Raw genomic sequence first — 18,529 nt, 5'->3', positions numbered from 1 at the left:
GGCTGAACATGCTGGATCTCGTATTGAAAAACGGTAAAATCGTCGACGGCAGCGGCAATCCCTGGTATCGGGGCGATGTCGGCATCAAGGATGGCGTCATCGCGGCCGTCGGGCATATCGACCAAGAGGCGCATCGCGTAATCGACGTCGGCAAGCAGATCATCTCGCCCGGCTTCATCGACGGCCATTGCCACTCCGACCTGATGATTATCGATCACCCCCACAGCGAAGTGAAAATGCAGCAAGGCGTGACGACGGAAGTCGTCGGCAACTGCGGGCTCGCCCCCGCGCCGTTCATCCGTAGCAAGGCGAAGCTGCTGCAGACTTATGTGCAGCCGGTGCTGGGCAGCACCAGCTGGGAATGGCCGTGGGAGACGGTCGGGCAATATATGGACTTTGTCGCCCGTTCCAATCCATCGGAGCATATCGCCACCTATGTCGCGCATGGCGCGCTTCGCATTGCCGTCATGGGCTTCGAGAATCGCCCTGCCACAGCGGCTGAGATCGCACGGATGAAGGAGCTGCTGGAGGAAGGCATGCGGGCGGGCGCGATCGGCTTGTCGATCGGCTTGCTGTATGCGCCGGGCAGCTATACGTCCCGTGAGGAACTGGCGGAGCTATGCAGCGTACTGCCGAAGTACGACGGCCTCCTGTCCACGCATATCCGCGGCGAGGGCAACAATCTGCTGCCTTCCGTCCAGGAAGTGATCTGGATCGCCGAGCAAGCCGGCATCTCGCTCCACATCAGCCATCTGAAGGCGGCCGGCCGCGCGAATTGGGGCAAGGTGATGGATGCGCTGGAGCTGGTGGAAGCCGCCCGCTCGCGCGGCATGGACGTCACGGTCGACGTCTATCCCTACCATGCAGGCTCGACGACGCTGACAACCGTGCTTCCGCCGTGGGTGCTGGAGGGCGGCATCGAGTCGACGCTCGCCGCCTTCCGCGATCCTGCTCTGCGCGTCCGCATCAAGGATGAGCTGAGCCGCGAGCAAGACGATTGGGACAATCTCGTCTGCTCCACCGGCTGGCAGAGCATTATCGTCTCGGCGCTGCAGTCGCAGGCGAACAAGCATCTGGAAGGCAAGCATATCGCCGAGATTGCGGAGCTTCGCGGCCAGCATCCCGTCGATTGCATGATGGATCTGCTGCTGGAGGAGAACGGACAGATCGCGATCGTCTACTTCCATATGTCCGACGAGGACGTGAAGCAAGTGATCGCCTACGAGAAGTCGCTGATCGCCTCCGACAGCCTGAACTGCGAGATCGGCAAGCCGCATCCCCGCACATACGGCACCTTCCCGCGTGTCTTCGCCAAATATGTGCGCGAGGACGGTGTGCTATCGCTGGAGCAGGCGGTGCGCAAGCTGACTTCCTTCCCCGTGCAGCGCTTCAAGCTGGGCAAGCGCGGGCTGATCGTACCCGGCTACGCCGCCGACCTGACCGTATTCAATAAGGATACGATTCAGGATACGGCCACCTTCGCAGAGCCGCGCCAGCATCCGGACGGCTTCTCGATGACGCTTGTCGGCGGTCACATCACGATGGAGCACGGCCGGCATACGCACAAGCGCGAAGGCAGCCTCATCCGGGCGCATCGCTGCTGCTCGCATTAACGCAAGCTGCCTCATCCATCCTGTCACTGGGGACAGGGAACAACAATTCACTACAGATACCGAAGGAGACTGATTAACATGTCTAGAATCGACCAACGTCTGCAAGAGCTGGGTATTACGCTTCCGGAAACAACAGCACCGAAATTTTCTTATATTCCTGTCAATCAAACGGGCAACCTGATCTATACGTCCGGATTCGACTGCCGCATCGACGGCGTGCTGATGTACGAGGGCAAGATCGGCTCCGACCTGACGATCGAGCAAGGACAGGAAGCGGCGCGCCAAGTCGTCATCAACTTGCTGGCAGCGATGAAGGCGCATCTGGGCGATCTGGATCGCATCGTGAAAATCGTCAAAATATTGGCATTCGTCAACAGCGCTCCGGGCTTCGGCGATCAGCCCTATGTCATTAACGGCGCCTCCGATCTGCTGATCGACGTATTCGGCGAGAACGGCAAGCATGCGCGCTCCGCGATCGGAACGAGCGACCTTCCGTTCCACACACCTGTCGAGATTGAGTTGATTGCGGAAATCCGTGACTAATTCAGCTTGTCAGGCACATCTACCTTGGGCCTACACACGCAAAAACCCCCAAGCGCGCTAGCGCTTGGGGGTTTCCAGTTTTCTTCGACTCAGTAGAATCTAAACGAGCATGAAATGATCACGAGTAGAATAAAGAGGACCAGAATGGCTCCAACATTATTGTAAGCACCGCCGACTCCGCACGATGCGCCGCCGACCGGGTATTGTGGATTGGCTCCTCCTGCAACATTAGCTGCGTAGTTCAAGTTTTTCAGCTCCTTTTTGTTAAGGTACAGTATCCTATGACGATTCCGCTATAATGTATAGGCATTCCAGAAAATTGTGCGTTCGCCTTGCCCGCTTCACAGTGGCAATCAAGACGCGCCCCATACCTTAAGCATTATGATTCATTGCCGCATTAAGCTGTGTGAGAGAAATCCCCAAGCGACTATGCACTTGGGGAGGAGCTTCATCCTTATCCGCGTGACACTGTGGAAAACCTAATCAGGCAATCAGTGCTGTCACGCGCGCTGGAAGGCATGAACTAGTAAGAGCAGCATACGACGCGTATAATAATGACAAGAAGAATGAAGAGAACGAGGATGGCTCCGATTGTATTGTAACCGCCTACGCCGGTCGAAGCGCCAGCAACTGGATAGTGCTGATTGACACCGCCGGATACATTAGCTGCATAGTTCAAAGTGTTCAACTCCTTTTTGTTTAGGTACACTATACTATGTAGATTCTGGCGGAAATTATAGGCGCTTCGCATAATTGTGCATTCGCCTTCTTGGGCAAACAACCAAGTTCAATTGCCATGGAGACATATACCCAATCATCCGGTACATTCGGCGCATAATCTACAACGTATCCAAAACGTAAGGAGGTGCATGTAACAATGTCCGGTTGCGTTGGTGGTGCTTATAATAACGTAGGAGCTATTCTGGTTCTGTTTATTCTTCTGGTAATTATCGCTTGCAGCTTCGGCTTCGGCGGCTACGGTGGCAAATGGTACTAATACTTGTCAATATGTAACCTCCATGCATAGGTGACATGTTTAGCCCTCTAGCCCGTAGACAGGTAAGGGTGGGTGTTCCCCGGACTTTGTTCCGGGAGCGCTGCACCCTTGCCGACTTCCTGCTTAATGACATAACCGCGCAAGCTTCGAGGCTGATATAGCCGGTCGGATGCTTGTGCTTATTTTTTTGGGCTATGCGGCGGCTTTCACTATTAGCGCCAATACAATCTGCGGAAGGCGTTCGGCGTCATGCCGGCCTGCTTGCGGAAGGCGGAAACGAAGTGACTTTCGTCGCGATACCCTGTCGCATAGGCAATCTCCTTGACCGACATGCCGGAATGAGCGGCCAGATAATCCTTCGCCTTCTGCATCCGGACGCCGATCAGATACGCGTAAGGGCTGATGCCCATCGCGGATTGGAACAGTGCAGACAACCGCTGCGGCGTCAGATGCATATACCCTGCCATATCGGTAAGAGACAGCGACGGATCGGCATGCCGTTCATCAAGCCACTGAATGAGCGGCATCAGCCGATCCCGCTTCGCCGGTGCGGATGCTCCGGCATTGGGCGTGCCGAATTGCTTCAGCCGGACAAGGAAGTCGTATATATCCGCCGTACTGGTGGTACCGCCGTATTGGGGCTCCTCCATCGCCTTCCCTACCATGGCATCCAACGCCTCCTCCAGCCGTACTCGCTGACCGATGCCATATTGGCATGGGTACAACAGCCCAAGCCCCGATAAGATGTTGCCCGCCAGCGCTCCTTCGAACGTCACGAACAGAATAGACCAGTCTCCGCCTGTCGACTCGTAGCTGTGCGGCATAGACGGCGGCATCAGGAAGCCTTGACCAGGATGCAGCAGATGAGAGCCGGCTTCGTAGCGGAATTCGCCACACCCCTCTACAGTCTGCAACCATTGATAAGCGGGATATCCCTTCTTCCTTCTGATCGGGCATTGCTTCGGAAGATAACCGATGCTCTCCACATACAGCGGCAATACTTTGTCCCTGTCCGTCACTTGCAGATGCTTGCGAAATCCCTTGCGCAGTTCGCTTCCTCCCTCCGTACCGTCGTATTCACATTCTTTTATTCTGATAGTAGTAGTTTACTATAATCGCATTCTTTCACGAAATAGAAATGTTAAGATTTTTATATGAATGAATAGAATTGTTATATATCGCCTCCTTCTTCTCTCTTCTATACTGGAATTAAACTTCACATGGTAGAAAAGAAAGGCGGATGGTTGATCTCATGCGAACAGAATGGTCTATGGATGCGGATTGGCGTTTTTTTCGAGGGGATATGGAAACGGCTTGGGAGAGCGGCTTCGATGATAGCGGCTGGGAGGTCGTGCACTTGCCCCATACGGTGCGTGTAGAGCCCGCGCACTGCAGTGGCGGAGTGAACTATCAAGGGGCGGCCTGGTATCGCCGCCACTTCTATGCGCCTCGGGAATCCGACGGCAAGAAGCTGTTCCTGCACTTTGAAGGGGCGAAGCATACGACGGAAGTATGGGTGAACGGGCAACGGCTCGGCATCCATTACGGCGGTTATCTCCCCTTCACCTTCGATATAACGGACTGTGTGCATGCCGACGGGAAGACGGACAACATCGTGGCGGTGAAGCTCGACAATTCCGATATGCCGGACGTCCCGCCGGGCAGGCCGCAATCAGAGCTCGACTTCTGTTACTTCGGCGGCTTATATCGCCATGTATGGCTGCTGGAGACGGATAAGCTCCATATGACGGATGCAATCCATGCAGACAAGGTGGCCGGAGGCGGCCTGTTCGTCACTTATCCTTCCGTATCGGAGGAAGAGGCGGTCGTCGATGTGGCCGCGCATGTGCAGAACGAATATGCGACAGGGGCTGAATGCAAGGTCCGCGCCAGACTGATTGACGACAGCGGGGTAACGATTAGCAGGGAGGATAGTATACCGCTTGCCATCCCGCCGCATGGCGATGCGACGTTCCGCTTGCAGCTTGTCATCGACTCACCTCGACTGTGGCATCCCGATCATCCGCATCTATACAAGCTGGAGACGGAGATTTGGCAGGATGATGCGTTAGTGGACAAGACTGTTACTGGGATCGGCATTCGGCGGTTCCGCTTCGATCCGCAGGAGGGCTTCTTCCTTAACGGGAACCATCTGAAGGTGAATGGGGCCAACCGGCACCAGGAGTACGTCTACGTGGGAGACGCCCTGCCGGATTCGCTTCACCGGCGCGATGCGATCAAGCTAAAGCAGGCCGGCTTCAACTTCATCCGGCTCGGCCATTATCCGCAATCCGAAGCCTTCATGCAGGCTTGCAACGAGTTGGGGCTCATGTGCGTCGTGCCGGTGCCGGGCTGGCAATGGTTCCGTGACAACGGGACGTTCCGCAGCCGCTCTTATCAGGATGTGCGGGACATGGTGCGGAAGGATCGCAATCATCCCTGTGTTATATTCTGGGAACCGATTCTGAACGAGACGAATTATGACGAGGACTACGCGCGCACGACATATGCGATTGTTCATGAGGAATATCCCGGCGATCAATGCTATGCCGCCTGCGATATTTCCCGTCCGGCATGGGAGAGCTACGACATCGTCTACGCTCATCACAATCTCTCCGTTCCCGCCCACAAGGTTTCGTTCAAGCGCGAATTCGGCGACAATTACCGTGAGCAGTTCGGCCCGCAGAAGACACAGAACCGCTGCTCCAGAGGAGACCGAGATTTCTACAACGGTGGTGAAGCGGCCATGCTGCGCTCCGCCATGGAGCGGCTTGACTACATCGATTCTCACTTTGGCACAGCGGAATTGGCGGGCTTCGCCCTATGGACCGGCATCGATCACAATCGGGGCTATATGGACAATATTGCCGCTACAGGTGTGCTGGATCTATACAGGCTGCCGAAATTCAGCTATTACATGTACAGCAGCCAGCGGCAGCCCGCCGCATTGTCTCAAGCGACAGCCGTCTCGTCAAGCGGACCACTCGTCTTCATCGCCAGCTACTGGCGTGTTGACGGCTCGGAGACAAGGGATATCATCGTCTTCAGCAACTGTGATGAGATCGAGTTGACGCTGAACGGCCGATTGCTAGGGCGCAAGAGACCGGAGCGAACTTACAGTGGTGTGCCTCATCCGCCGTTCCTCTTCAAGGATATCGCCTTCGAACCGGGGGAGCTTGCTGCCAGAGGCTGGATCGAAGGCGAATATGCGGCATCGCATAAGGTTCGTACGGCCAGGAAACCTCATCGCCTGCGGCTCGAAGCCGATCATTGCGGCATCGACCTAATCGCAGATGGCTCCGATCTAATAATGGTCCATGTGTATGTCGAGGATGAGCATGGTACGAACGTAACGGATGCCTATCCTTCCATCGCTTTCAGGATCGAAGGTCCCGGCCGGATTGTCGACGATGGCGATCCCCGTACGGGAGCGAATCCCGTTACGGCAGAGGCAGGAGCCGGCGGCGTGCTCGTGCAAGCCACGCAAGAGCCGGGACAGATAACGCTTCATGCGTCGAGCAAAGGACTGGAGAGCGCGGTTATCCGCCTTGCCTCCTTGCCGGACCGGAAGCAGCATATTCCGGGATTGCATCAGCATCCGCCCAAGGGCATAATCAAGTATGAAGCGGATGTCACGCATAAGCCGGTAACGTACAATTTGAGAGAGTTCAATCTGGCATTCGGCAAGCGAGTGACGGCTAGCTCCGAGCAGTCGGAGTATCCCGCCTCGGCCATTACGGACAGTAGCCTCATCTCGAGCTGGCGTGCCGCTCAGGGGGCGAATACGCCGCAGTGGCTCATCTTAGACTTGGATGGCGACTACGATCTTACCGGCTGCAAGATTTGGTGGGAAAGCGATCATACGACGTACGGCTACCGAGTAGAGGTGTCTCAGGACGGCAGCGAGTGGGTGACGATGCTAGAGAAGGAAGGCACGGGGCAAGACATTAAACCGGATGCGCTGACTGCATCGTTAGTCAGATACATCCGCATTACCGTTACGGCGGTCAGCAATGGACTGCCTGCCATCTACCTGCTAGGTATCTACGGTATGAAAGCGGGAACGGCCAGGTAAACTGTCTATTCGCTCTGGAAGAATATATGATGTAGAGACCTTCCAATGAATCGCTTGGTATTCCCGGCAATCGCCGATTGATCCGTTTTAATGGGGGACTGAGTACAAATGAATGAACAGGAATGGGCTTGCCATTATTTGATGTCCGATTGGGCAGAGTTCGGAATGAAGGATGCCCGCCGCAGCTTCCTTCAAGCCTTCCAACGCAGGAACAAATACTTATTGATGGCCGCAATTCCCGCAAAGCAAAAAGAGCTGGGGAGAATCGCCTCCAACTCAAGCAACAGGATTGACTATGAACAATATGAGAGCTTGCTCCTTGATGCGCTAGCTGTCACACCTTTGTCCCGAGGCGCATATCGTAATGCTCTTCAGCATATGTTCGGCTACGTCTCCGAGCAGCTTGACAAGGAAGAGACGGAGCGCTTCCTCTTGCTAGTCGAGCAATATTCCAACGGCACGCTGTCGCTGCAGAAGCCGCTGCAGAAGCTCCAGCTGTGGGCAAGCGACCTCTCGCAAAGCTATCTGCTTGAACAGACGATATTCACTTACCCTCATCTTTACCATTCACACGCTGAATGATGTCGGCGCGCGAACATTGAATAGAGATCGCGAACATGAGATAGTTAGAAGTAGAGATGTGAGTTAGAGGGGAATGGAACATGGCACATACATTGGAATCGATCGCCAAGCTGGCGGGAGTATCGCGCGGAACCGTCTCGCGCGTCATTAACGGACAACCCGGTGTACGGGAGGAAGTGCGCAAGAAGGTGCTGGCTGTCATTCGCGAGCATCAATACCAACCTAATATGCAAGCGCGAGGGCTCGCCGGGGGCAAGACGGAAAATATCGGTGTCGTCGTGTTTGGGCTGACCTCCTCGTTTTTAAGCCACCATATTTTCTATGAAGTCATTCAGGGCATACAAGAGCATGTGGCATCGCGCGCTTATGATCTGCTGCTGTTCGCGGACCGCAGACCGTATGACAGGGAATATTGGCGCACCATTGCCGACAAGAGGAAGATTGACGGCCTCATCGTCATGGGAGAAGACATACAGGACGAATACTTGCAATACTATTACGACAAACAGCTGCCCTTCGTACTCGTCGGCAAAAGACTTGCGTCGGACATTCCGCTCCATTGCGTCACATCAGACTACCGTGACGGGGTGAATAATGCGGTGACGCATCTGATTGCAGGCGGCAGGAAACGCATTCTTTATATTAGCGGCTATAGCGGCACCTACCATGAGTCCAAGCGTTATGAGGGCTATTGCGACGCGCATCGGCAAGCCGGCTTACCTGTCGATTCGCGATTGACCGTGGCAGGCGATGCGGAGGAGCAGAGCGCTTACGAAGTTGTGCGGCAGCTGTTGCGGGATGGAGAGGCGTTCGACGCTATCTTCGCCGCCAATGATATTATGGCGCTTGGCGCTGTAAAAGCGCTGCAGGAGCACGGGCTTCGCGTTCCGGAAGAGATCGCTGTCGTCGGCTATGACGATATTGCAGCTGCGCGATACGCCAATCCTTCGTTGTCGACGGTACGGCAAGACAAGAGCGGCCTGGGTGAAGCCGCAGCCCGCATGCTGCTGAGTCGGCTCTCCGGCGAGCTCGATCCAACTACGTCGCATGACATCTACATTGCGAATAAGCTGATCGTGCGTTCCAGCAGCTGAGGTATTGCAGGACAGCAGCAAATACATCACTATCCTCATTATTCAGCTCTTTATTCAGGAGCGTCATGGCGTGCTTTTTCAGTTTCTGCGCTAACAGGACAGGATTAGTAAGGCCTGCATGGCTGGTCTGCTTGGCTAGTATATGCTAGATCAGCGGAATCCTAGAATGACATATGATAACAGCATGGACAGCAGATGGGCTAAGCACGGGCACTAAATGGAAAAAGTACAGTTCACTGCTCTAGATTAGCTTCTATTTTCAGTTTCAAATGGAAAAAGTACACTTGTATTTCCATTTCGGCTAGCATATTTCGAAAATCCGAAATCCACCTGTACTTTTTCCAGCTATTCGCATTCTTTCTTCCCCTTTTGGAATATATACCTGTACTTTTTCCAGTTACTCGTACCGCTAGCGTATCGTGTCAAGTTGGCAGCTCAATGATTCATCCATTGCCAATATAATCTTCTTCATCCTAAGCTGATGGGAGAATAAGGCCTTCGTTTCTCCATACTACTCCACTTCATTCTGAGTCAGGTTACATTCCTTGCAGCACATTAAAGCGAGCACCCATCCTATTATATTCAAATTACTTCTTGCTCTCTCTATCGTCATCATGTACAATTAGCTTAAAATCTGGGAGCGCTCCCAATGTTGTGAGCCCCTTTCACTTTGCTTTTTGTCTCTATATTTTCTTGTCACTATGTCTTCTTGTCACTATGTCTTCTTGTCACTATGTTTTCTTTTCTCTATGTTTTCTTGTCACTATGTCTTCTTGTCACTATGTTTTCTTTTCTCTATGTTTTCTTGTCACTATGTTTTCTTGCTCTATGTTTTCTTTTCTCTATTTCATCTTGTCTCTTTGTCTCTTTGTCTCTTTGTCTCTCTGTCTTGTCATCTTGCATCATAAATCTATCAGTAAGGTTGTGATTATTCCATGATGTCCACTACGAACGAGTTATTCGATGTAGCCGTCCTTGGAGGCGGACCAGCAGGCATTACGTCAGCACTAGCCGCAGCACGCAGCGGAGCCAAGACAATTTTGATAGAACGCTATGGATTTCTGGGAGGGATGTCTACCGCTGCGCTTGTCTATCCCTGGATGACCTTCCACACCGCAGCCGGCGATCAAGTAATTCGTGGTATTGCCCAGGAAATTGTCGAAAGATTAATGGCCATGGGCGCTTCACCCGGCCATTTGCGGGATACGATCGGATTCGTACACACAGTTACCCCGTACGATGGAGAGAAATACAAGCTGCTCGCCTTCGAAATGCTGAAGGAAGCTGGCGTTACTCTAATGCTACATTCCTTCATAACCGGAGCGGATGCGGAAGATGGCCGTATTCGTTCAGTTACTATTCATAACAAGAGTGGCGTCGCATCCATTCAAGCCCGCTGCTATGTCGACGCTACCGGAGACGGCGATGTCGCTTATTACGCCGGAGCGCCTTGGGAGATGGGCAATGAGGAGCAGAAGGTACAGCCTATGACCATGAAGTTTCGCTTGAAAGGCGTGCGTCACGATGCAATCAAGCAATATATGCAAAGCCATCCGGAGCAATTTTATAAAAAATCGCTTATCGATCAGTTGGACGAATTGCCTATTACCGGTGTTATGGGCTACTACGATCTGTGGGCGAAGGCCGCACTGCCGATTGCCAGAGACGGTGTCTTAATGTTCGCAGGCCCCGGAGAAGATGAGGTGCTCGTCAACATATCCCGCATCTCCGGGCTGGATCCAACAAATACGGCGCACTTAACTGAAGCGGAAGTAGAAGGACGCAAGCAAGTGTACCAACTGGAGGATTTTTTCCAAACTTATATTCCCGGCTTTGAGAACGCCTATGTATCCCAAGTAGCGCCGCAGATCGGCGTCCGGGAAACCAGGAGGGTCATTGGTGAATATATTCTGACGGGAACGGATGTGCTAAGCGCTCGTAAATTCCATGATTGCATTGCGCGCAGCGGCTATCCCATTGATATTCACGATCCGAAAGGCGCCGGAGTCACCGCCAACTTTATTGCCGAAGGGGGAGCTTATGATATCCCCTATCGTTCTATTGTGCCGAAAGGAATGGTCAACTTGTGGCTCGCTGGCCGCTGTATCTCCACCTCTCATGAGGCGCAAGCGACAGCAAGGCTGACGCCAAGCTGTATGGCGCTAGGGCAAGCTGCCGGCACCGCCGCGGCCTTGGCCGCCAAGCAAGATTGCGCGGCAAGCGACCTCTCCATCGAGCAATTGCAGCAGGCCCTCCTTGATGCGGGCGCGGAGCTCGGTAGATAGCTTGTTGATCAGCAGCAAGCTATGAACCCTCCGCTGGAGCACGGAGATCGGCGAGAGTTCATCAGATGATCTCGCCGTTCTCTAATTCTTGTTGCACGAATCTCATCGGGCCGTTCAGTGATCTGAATAATCTCCGCCGACACTTCTCCCCATCAGACTCTGCACCATTTTCAGCATCAGCAATTCCCTTCCCCCTCTTCCCTTCTAATAGGAATCTGCAAAATAAGCTGGCATCGCCGGAATGAAGCGCTCCAGCACGGATACTTGATGATCGGATGCCGTGAGGCGGCCGCATTCCCGCAGCATGGATGGACGCATAACACCTAGCAGCATGGCGGTCCATGCGCCAATGTCCGCTTCAATTGCAGGCCTCTGGCTTGCCGAATCGTTACAACGGCTGCAGCTGCCTACTCCCGCCGCATTAATCTCCAATAAGAAGCTGCCGTTATTCCATGCCGCAGCGCTGTCCGTAACCTGTAGCAGCAATGACCCTGAAGATCCGCCGGATTGAAAACGATACTGCTTCAGGAAAGACTCTATATCTACAATGCGTGCCATAAAGTCTGGCTTGAGCTCATGCTTGACGCCCGGCTCCGCCAACAAGAACAGAAGCGGATCAACAATCGGAGAGCGTAGCTTGACAGCATCGATTAGCGAGCAATGGGCCCCGATATAGCCCAGCAGAGATAATCGAGCCTCGGCAACGAGCGGAACAAGCTCGTAAATGATCATAGTGCAGCCACTCGCCTTGTATCGCACATAGCCCTGCGGCTTGCCTTCACCGTCATAGCAGACGGCTCGATGCGCACTGTCGCCCGCCAGAAGCTTCTTCCACCATGCCTCGTCCCGCTGCAGCATGCCGTTATAACGCATCGCATATCGCGTATATAGCGTATCCAGCACTCGCCAATCGTCCGTACGGCGAGTCGTGTACTCCTTGCCCCCCAGCCCTTGCAGTATAGCCGGAGGGCATTCATACATCCGGTATTCGCTTAGCAGCTCCCAGCCGAGCTTCCTGTAATAAGCGAAGCGGAACGGATGAAGCAGACTGACGGTCTGCCCGACCTCTCTCATGGAAGCCAATGCAGCCCGCATCAGCTTGTCGGCCGCCCCTCTCCCCCGGTACTCCGGCCATGTCGCCACTCCCGCCACGCCTCCCATATCCATGAGTCGCCCTTGCACATAGATGCGCATGGAATGCACCATTAAGCGAGATGCCAGCTTGCCTTCAACGAATAAGCCCAGCATGGAAGAAGGATCGGTCTGCTCCGCCCGCACTATCCGCTGCTCTTCGGAAAGCTCGTAATGGAAGCAATATTCCCCCATCCGAACGCTTTCCGGCATATCCTCCCTCATGAGTTGTCGCACGATTACATCCTGCAGTGCAATCATCCTCCTTAGATCCCCGCCCCGGGAACCATGTAAATCTATGCTTCGGATAAGATAGGATCACTCCTCCTTCTTTTCCTCTAGCGCCAGCTCCAGCATGTTCACTTCCCTTACGGGAGTCGAGCCGTCCTCCGGCAAGTAGAACGTCTTAATCTCGCAAGCGCCGAAGGAGCATTCCCACTCTCTCTTCAACAGCGGGATGCGGATGCGGGCAATCGTCTTGCGTCCCGTCGTCTCGTAGCCGCGCACGATCCAGCCGCCTCCGTCTTCCGCTCGCTTGAACGCCGTCACGATGACTTGCGGCGAAGTGACCGATAATCCTTCGCCGCATTGCAGCAGCGAACCGCTATGATACGTCTCCCATACACTAACGGGCGGCACATTTAATTGATAAGCTCTTCGTGCAATACCATACTCACGCCAGTCCCCTCCATGCGGCAGAAGCGCATAAGCGAATTCCTGCACTCCCTGATCCATGAACTCCACCTGGTCATCCCGCTCACCGTAATGGTCGGCGAAGATGGGGCTGCGCACCGCCGTCAACCGCATTTCGTTATCCTGGACATCATAGCTGTACTTGCTGTCGTTAAGCAATGCCATCCCTAGGCGCTCGCCCTCCTTGCCCGGCGCTTCTCCGCTTACATCAATCCATTGCTGTCCCGGCACCTCTACGCCATCGGCCGCCCGCTGAATGAAGCCGTACGGAATTTCGGCTGTATGCTCCGGACGCTCCACATTTACGGGAAAAGACAGCTTCAGCATTTTGTGCTGCTCCCGCCAGTCCAGCTGCACCTTCACGCGAAGCTCCTTCGCATGCGCATACAAGCTGAAGTCCTGCCGCAGCAGCGAGCGATTATAGCGGCTAGTCACTCGAATCGTCCGACATATCGGGCCGTCCTCCACCACCCTCAGCTCGGCATCGGCGAAGCGGCCGATCTCGTCCCGGAATCGCTCCAGCCCGTGCCCCCAAGTATCTGCGTGATGCTCGTCGATAACGATCGGCACGGCTCCCTTGCCGCGGAACAGCTCTCTGCCGCTATCCTTATCCAGTATGCGGGCGATATAACCCGTATGCGGTTGCAGCTCTACTCGCAGCCACTTGTTCTCCAGCACATGGGCTTCCGAAGGAGATTTCCCCCCGCCTCCTCTGTGCCCTCCGTTCTCTGTCTTGTTCCCGTCACCGTGCTCCAGGCTCTCTTGCATCGTCATGTTCCCGTTACCTCGCCTCTCGTATCCAGGCATCACTCTGTCCCCATCTTCCGGCCGCAGCACCTTGTCGCGATAAGCCCAATAGACACGGTAGCCAAGTGCGGGAATGCGTGCCAGGAACAGGGTGTCCCATTTGTCTTCCGAGCCGTTGGTACGGGAGCTGCGCACTGTCTGAAGCTGCATGGCGATTCCTTGATCGTCCTGCAAGCCGCTCACGACTCTGTTCATGACGACCGGCGCCTCCACCTCCCACGACAGCGGGTTGAATACGACGAACGGAATGCCGAGGTCACCTTGCTCCCATGTCATCCAATCTTTTTCCTTGCTGAGCGACTTCACCTCCGGCTTCATCGTGTCAATCGACCATGACAGCTTCTGAACGGCCGCATTGAGGGCTCTAGCGCCTATCGTCAACGACTCGCCGTACATTTGCCGCGCATCCTCGAACGCCTCCCTGATGCTGCACCCGCCCATCACGTCATGGAACTGATTGAACATGACATTGTCCCATGCCTGCAGCAGCGCCGCTCCTGGATAAGGCAAGCCATGCGCAAGATGGGCGAGGCTGGAGAATTTCTCGGCGCTGAGCAGCCGGTGCTCCGCCAGACGGTTATACGCCTTGGACTCCGAATGGGCGGAATAACAGCCCACCGCATGGCGCTGCATTTCGTCCCGAATGACGGGAACGGACGGCGACTGCCGCTCCATCTCCGCGAAGTAATGATTGGGCGAACTGAACAGGATCGTTCCTTCGCCTTGCTCTTGGCGAAGCTCTTCCAGCAGCTCGATATTGGCGATGGTCGGGCCGCCGCCATGGTTGCCTACGCCGTAGAACGTCATATACGGATGGCCCTTCTCCTCAGCCAGTCCTTTATGCTTCAGCACCTTGCCCTTCAATCCGTCCCGGTAATGATTCCCGTAGCTGTCCGCCAGACGGAAGGTCATTACTCTGCTGCCATCCGCGGACTCCCACCAGAATAGATCGCTGGACAACTCCTTCTCATGCGCTTCCGGCCGCATGAACAGATAGTAGTCCATCCCGCTCAGCTTCAGAATTTGCGGCAGCATCGCGTGATGTCCGAAGGAATCGACGTTGTAGCCTACCTTCGCCATCACCCCGAACTTCTCCCGGAAGTATCGCTGTCCATACAGCCCATGGCGAGCGAACGACTCTCCGGAGGGCAGATTGCAGTCCGGCTGAATCCACCACCCACCTGTGATGATCCATCTTCCCTCCGCGACGCGTTCCGCAATTTCCTTGAACATGGCGGGTTCATTTTCCTCCACCCACTTGTAATAGGAAGCGCATGCGCATGTGAACATGAATGCCGGATATTCCTTCAATCGGTCAAGCGCGGAACGGAAGGTCGCTTTTATTTCCGAGAACCCTTCCTGCCACGGCCATAGCCATACCGGATCCAGATGGGCGTTGCCAATCAGGTGAACGCTTGCACTTGCTCCTTCTTTTCTTTTCATCCCTTTTCCTCCTCCAATCGTGCATGTTCTACTTCCATTGCTACGCCACTCTTGCGCGCCGCATTTCCACTCTCATCAACCAACTTTGTACGAATAATCATTGCAAGAAGACAGTGCCGCCTTCCGCGCGTAGGCCTTCGCCTCCTTCCCTCCCCATTTTCTCCCATCTGCATGGAAGCTGCGTCCCTTCTGAACATATTCGCCGAGCACGTAGGTACCACCTCTTTTTCTTAACGATTAAATTAATGAATGATACCCCTCCTCATAGACCCAGTCGCCGTTGCGCCGAGTTGTATATACGCTCCAGTCCCTGGCCCCTTCTGTTACGACATGGTGAATTTGCAATTAACATGTACACTTCTACATTATATATTGAATACCCTTTCAACTTTATGCAATATATATGGCAGCGAAGACTGGATATTTCCGACTTCATCCGAAAGTTTAAGAAGGGGACAGGCTACACGCCGGTCCAGTACCGCAAGCCGTTCTCGAAGCTGGAGTTGACATAGAGAAAATCGAAATACGATAGCAGTTGGCTCAAGATAACACAAACAGGGCAGCGAAAGGGGGGCCCTGTTCCTATCACGCAAGTTATCTCAGCTAACAATTCCAGTATGTTTAAACTTCGTCAATAATAATCGTCAGCGTAACCGTCCGGGAGTTGCCCGAACCGTCGAATAGCTCGCCTCCAATAGTCAGGCCATTATTGTCCTCGTCCCATTCATTGACAAGAATTAAGGCTACACCATCATCCTGCGGGTCCATAGCAATCGTATTAAGCTTACTGATGAGATCAAGGTTATTCACTCCCGCACTAAGGGACTGCGTTAGGAAGTTGGTCGCGAATTGAGATAAATTAACGCCTTCAATTGCAGTAATTTTCAGCGTGGAGGCCTCGCTGACGCTAATCTCCGACATCTAGTTCATCTGTTCCACACGACAAAATAATCCCGCAAAGCCGGGCCATGCTTCGAAGTCGCGCAAAGCCGACACAATGAACAGGGCCCGACAGCTTGATCAGCTATCCGGCCCTGTTGTTGCCCTATCAAATGCTACAAATTCGGTGATATAACTCACTTGTCACTTGTGAAGGCCTGATTTGCATCTCCTCCAATCTGTCCGTCAATTCACGATAAACCCGCATCACTTGAGCATTATTCCCCGTGGCATGGTAGGCGTTCATGAGCAACCGATAGGCCTCTTCGTCATAAGGGGAATAGGCAACCGTCTCCCGGGCCAGCTGAATGACCTTGTCATAATCGTCTTGCTTCATATAGTGCTGAGACAGCAGTATCCGCAATTGGCACGCCGACTTGTCCAGCCACTCTGCTTCGGCATGCGCCCATACGTAATCCTCCTCCTGCAGCAGCCGCCCTTGATAAGCCGCTAACACTTGTTTGCCTTCCTCCATGGAGAACGAAACGTTAGAAAGTGTACTTATTTGCTGGACGAGTTGGCGGAATATCACGATATCATTATCGACTTTGTCGGGGTCCAGCGAATAATGCTCCTGTTCGTAAGTCAATATTCGATCGAACCCGAGCTGCTTGAAGTGCTTGCGAAGCAAACTAATGCACGTATGCAAATATATCTTCGACTTCTGATAATGCTCCTCCGGCCACAGCTGCTCAATAATCGCGTCGCGATGAACGCGCATGGAGCTATGAGCGGCCAGGAAGGCCAATAGTTCTCGCTCCTTTGCCGTTCGCCACTTGATCTCGCCTATTCCCTCCGCCCCGACGTAGAATTTGCCCAAGAGCCGAATCGTCAGCTTCCCGTTGCGCTGCGGCATAGCTTCTATAGCGGACTGTTCGGCTCGCTTGTCCAACTCCCGACGCACCCGCGCTACCGTCTTCTCCAATCTGGGTAATTCCAGCGGCTTGAGCAAGTAATCGATCGCTTCCTGTTCGAATGCCGCAACGGCATACTGGTCGTATGCCGTGATAAAAATGATGGGCAAACCCGGATATTCACTTCGTATTTCTTCCGCCAGCTCAATACCGTTCATACCGGGCATCTCGATATCCAGGAACAACACATCAGGCTTGCAGACACGTAGCTGGGATAACGCCTCCGCACCACTACCCGCTTGTCCGATAATTTCAACATCGCCGATTATATCCAAAAAATACTCTAATAATTGAATGGCGTGTACTTCATCATCGACCAAAAAAGCTCTAATCATCTGCTGGCATCCTTTCTGTTCAAGAATGGTAACGTCAAGACGACCTTTGTCCCATGGCCCGGTGCGCTCTCAATGACGGGATACTGGTCTGTGAATGGCATGATGCGGCGAATAATGCTCCGGAATCCGATGCCTTTCACACCCTTGTCCTGGTTCAATATACGCTTCACCTGCTCTTCTGACATGCCGATGCCGTCATCCTCTACAACGACTTGCATGTGCGGTCCCAGCCTCCTTATCGTAAGCCGAACCGTACCGCCGTCCATTTTACTTGTCAGGCCGTGACGAATGGCATTCTCGACTAACGGTTCGATCGTTAACGGCATAATATATGCTCCATACAAGCTCTCGTCCACATCGAACAGAACTTGAATTCGATCCCCGAAGCGCTCCCTCTCAATGTAGATGTAAGCGTCAATAAGCTCCATCTCTTTCCTTAGCATAACAGTATCTTCCATATTGTCTATATGTAAAATCATGCGCAGGTATCGGCTGAATGCGCCCAGCAGCTCTCCTGCTCGCTCTCCGTCCGTATAGCAGAGGGACATAATCGTGCCGAGCGCATTATACAGGAAGTGCGGCTTGATCTGCGAGCGCAGGAACGCCATCTCATGCCTTGCTGCTTCCTTTACAAACTGCTTCATAGACAGCAACATGTTCATGCGCATCCGAATCTCCCCGGCATCCAGCGGCTTCCTCACGAAGTCACAGCCTCCCGCTTCAAGACCCGCCTCAATGTCGAGAGGCGTTATGCGATCACTGATCAACAGCAAGGGAAGAACTACTCCGGAGAATCTCTCCCTTATCCGTCGACATAACACATAGCCTTGACCATCCGATAACGCTACATCAATCAGTACGATGTCAGGTCGGTCTACCGTCATAATTCTCTCATACGTTTCCTCTATGGAGAAAGCTGACGTGACGCGGCAACCGTCCCCCTCCAGCATACAGTTGATATGCTCAATAATGATTATATCGCTCGAAGCAACAAACACTTCCCGCTCTCGGCAGGCGTCGACAGAACGTCCGCTTGCTTCAGGATGGCAATGAGTAGTTCGATGTTCATTCATCCTTC

15 protein-coding genes are annotated in these 18,529 nt (G+C 53.7%); 8 read left to right on the top strand and 7 right to left on the bottom strand.

Going from position 1 to position 18,529, the window contains the following annotated elements; genetic code table 11:
- Positions 1–8: 8 nt before the first annotated feature.
- Together ACFQ2I_RS16285 and ACFQ2I_RS16280 are read left to right on the top strand one after the other, a co-directional pair.
- Complete coding sequence (locus tag ACFQ2I_RS16285) at positions 9–1,613, top strand: N-acyl-D-amino-acid deacylase family protein (protein ID WP_377565951.1); 1,605 nt, start codon at positions 9–11, stop codon at positions 1,611–1,613.
- 78 nt (positions 1,614–1,691) lie between these two features.
- Positions 1,692–2,156 (top strand): RidA family protein, encoded by a 465-nt coding sequence (locus ACFQ2I_RS16280; protein WP_377565949.1) that lies wholly within the window; start codon positions 1,692–1,694, stop codon positions 2,154–2,156.
- Positions 2,157–2,679: 523 nt separating this feature from the next.
- Here ACFQ2I_RS16280 and ACFQ2I_RS16275 read toward each other — a convergent pair.
- Positions 2,680–2,835 (bottom strand): hypothetical protein, encoded by a 156-nt coding sequence (locus ACFQ2I_RS16275; protein ID WP_377565947.1) that lies wholly within the window; start codon positions 2,833–2,835, stop codon positions 2,680–2,682.
- A gap of 198 nt (positions 2,836–3,033) precedes the next feature.
- Between ACFQ2I_RS16275 and ACFQ2I_RS16270 the strand changes: the two genes are divergently transcribed.
- On the top strand, positions 3,034–3,153 hold the full coding sequence (locus ACFQ2I_RS16270; protein WP_262679272.1) for a YjcZ family sporulation protein: 120 nt from the start codon (positions 3,034–3,036) through the stop codon (positions 3,151–3,153).
- Between the two features lie 212 nt (positions 3,154–3,365).
- Here ACFQ2I_RS16270 and ACFQ2I_RS16265 read toward each other — a convergent pair whose 3' ends face one another.
- Positions 3,366–4,172 (bottom strand): AraC family transcriptional regulator, encoded by an 807-nt coding sequence (locus ACFQ2I_RS16265; RefSeq protein WP_377565944.1) that lies wholly within the window; start codon positions 4,170–4,172, stop codon positions 3,366–3,368.
- A gap of 233 nt (positions 4,173–4,405) precedes the next feature.
- Here ACFQ2I_RS16265 and ACFQ2I_RS16260 point away from each other — a divergent pair, with 233 nt between their 5' ends.
- The 4 genes from ACFQ2I_RS16260 (at position 4,406) to ACFQ2I_RS16245 (ending at position 11,189) form a co-directional block, all read left to right on the top strand.
- Entirely contained in the window at positions 4,406–7,228 is a 2,823-nt protein-coding gene (locus tag ACFQ2I_RS16260; protein WP_377565941.1) for a glycoside hydrolase family 2 TIM barrel-domain containing protein, read from the top strand.
- Between the two features lie 108 nt (positions 7,229–7,336).
- Positions 7,337–7,810: a DUF1722 domain-containing protein gene (locus tag ACFQ2I_RS16255; protein WP_377565938.1), complete on the top strand. Its 474-nt coding sequence runs from the start codon at positions 7,337–7,339 to the stop codon at positions 7,808–7,810.
- 80 nt (positions 7,811–7,890) lie between these two features.
- Entirely contained in the window at positions 7,891–8,904 is a 1,014-nt protein-coding gene (locus tag ACFQ2I_RS16250) for a LacI family DNA-binding transcriptional regulator (protein ID WP_377565935.1), read from the top strand.
- A 935-nt stretch (positions 8,905–9,839) separates the two neighbouring features.
- Positions 9,840–11,189 (top strand): FAD-dependent oxidoreductase, encoded by a 1,350-nt coding sequence (locus tag ACFQ2I_RS16245; protein WP_377565932.1) that lies wholly within the window; start codon positions 9,840–9,842, stop codon positions 11,187–11,189.
- Between the two features lie 204 nt (positions 11,190–11,393).
- Here ACFQ2I_RS16245 and ACFQ2I_RS16240 read toward each other — a convergent pair whose 3' ends face one another.
- Both ACFQ2I_RS16240 and ACFQ2I_RS16235 read right to left on the bottom strand, forming a co-directional pair.
- Positions 11,394–12,581, bottom strand: a complete 1,188-nt coding sequence (locus tag ACFQ2I_RS16240; RefSeq protein ID WP_377565929.1) for a GNAT family N-acetyltransferase — start codon at positions 12,579–12,581, stop codon at positions 11,394–11,396.
- Between the two features lie 57 nt (positions 12,582–12,638).
- Entirely contained in the window at positions 12,639–15,263 is a 2,625-nt protein-coding gene (locus ACFQ2I_RS16235) for an alpha-mannosidase (protein ID WP_377565926.1), read from the bottom strand.
- 350 nt (positions 15,264–15,613) lie between these two features.
- Between ACFQ2I_RS16235 and ACFQ2I_RS16230 the strand changes: the two genes are divergently transcribed.
- A complete protein-coding gene (locus tag ACFQ2I_RS16230; protein WP_377566049.1) occupies positions 15,614–15,775 on the top strand; it encodes a hypothetical protein in 162 nt (53 codons plus the stop codon).
- A gap of 109 nt (positions 15,776–15,884) precedes the next feature.
- Here ACFQ2I_RS16230 and ACFQ2I_RS16225 read toward each other — a convergent pair whose 3' ends face one another.
- The 3 genes from ACFQ2I_RS16225 to ACFQ2I_RS16215 all read right to left on the bottom strand — a co-directional run bounded on the left by ACFQ2I_RS16225 (position 15,885) and on the right by ACFQ2I_RS16215 (position 18,524).
- A complete protein-coding gene (locus tag ACFQ2I_RS16225; RefSeq protein ID WP_377565923.1) occupies positions 15,885–16,184 on the bottom strand; it encodes a hypothetical protein in 300 nt (99 codons plus the stop codon).
- 127 nt (positions 16,185–16,311) lie between these two features.
- Positions 16,312–17,451: a response regulator gene (locus tag ACFQ2I_RS16220; RefSeq protein WP_377565920.1), complete on the bottom strand. Its 1,140-nt coding sequence runs from the start codon at positions 17,449–17,451 to the stop codon at positions 16,312–16,314.
- The gene (locus ACFQ2I_RS16215) at positions 17,448–18,524 is read right to left on the bottom strand and encodes a histidine kinase (protein ID WP_377565917.1); all 1,077 of its coding nucleotides are present in this window, start codon (positions 18,522–18,524) and stop codon (positions 17,448–17,450) included. The genes ACFQ2I_RS16220 and ACFQ2I_RS16215 overlap by 4 nt, the downstream gene beginning before the upstream one ends.
- Positions 18,525–18,529 lie beyond the last annotated feature (5 nt).

This window comes from Paenibacillus chungangensis (genome assembly GCF_042675905.1).
GTDB lineage: Bacteria > Bacillota > Bacilli > Paenibacillales > Paenibacillaceae > Pristimantibacillus > Pristimantibacillus chungangensis.
The sequence above is the reverse complement of the archived record's forward strand: the minus strand, read 5'-3'. Positions and strand labels throughout refer to the sequence as shown.

Coding starts and splice junctions, on each gene's coding strand:
- ACFQ2I_RS16285 (WP_377565951.1), top strand. CDS start 9: ATGCTGGATCTCGTATTGAAAAACGGTAAAATCGTCGACGGCAGCGGC.
- ACFQ2I_RS16225 (WP_377565923.1), bottom strand. CDS start 16,184: ATGTCGGAGATTAGCGTCAGCGAGGCCTCCACGCTGAAAATTACTGCA.
- ACFQ2I_RS16245 (WP_377565932.1), top strand. CDS start 9,840: ATGATGTCCACTACGAACGAGTTATTCGATGTAGCCGTCCTTGGAGGC.
- ACFQ2I_RS16220 (WP_377565920.1), bottom strand. CDS start 17,451: ATGATTAGAGCTTTTTTGGTCGATGATGAAGTACACGCCATTCAATTA.
- ACFQ2I_RS16255 (WP_377565938.1), top strand. CDS start 7,337: ATGAATGAACAGGAATGGGCTTGCCATTATTTGATGTCCGATTGGGCA.
- ACFQ2I_RS16280 (WP_377565949.1), top strand. CDS start 1,692: ATGTCTAGAATCGACCAACGTCTGCAAGAGCTGGGTATTACGCTTCCG.
- ACFQ2I_RS16270 (WP_262679272.1), top strand. CDS start 3,034: ATGTCCGGTTGCGTTGGTGGTGCTTATAATAACGTAGGAGCTATTCTG.
- ACFQ2I_RS16240 (WP_377565929.1), bottom strand. CDS start 12,581: ATGATTGCACTGCAGGATGTAATCGTGCGACAACTCATGAGGGAGGAT.
- ACFQ2I_RS16230 (WP_377566049.1), top strand. CDS start 15,614: ATGTACACTTCTACATTATATATTGAATACCCTTTCAACTTTATGCAA.
- ACFQ2I_RS16235 (WP_377565926.1), bottom strand. CDS start 15,263: ATGAAAAGAAAAGAAGGAGCAAGTGCAAGCGTTCACCTGATTGGCAAC.
- ACFQ2I_RS16250 (WP_377565935.1), top strand. CDS start 7,891: ATGGCACATACATTGGAATCGATCGCCAAGCTGGCGGGAGTATCGCGC.
- ACFQ2I_RS16260 (WP_377565941.1), top strand. CDS start 4,406: ATGCGAACAGAATGGTCTATGGATGCGGATTGGCGTTTTTTTCGAGGG.
- ACFQ2I_RS16215 (WP_377565917.1), bottom strand. CDS start 18,524: ATGAATGAACATCGAACTACTCATTGCCATCCTGAAGCAAGCGGACGT.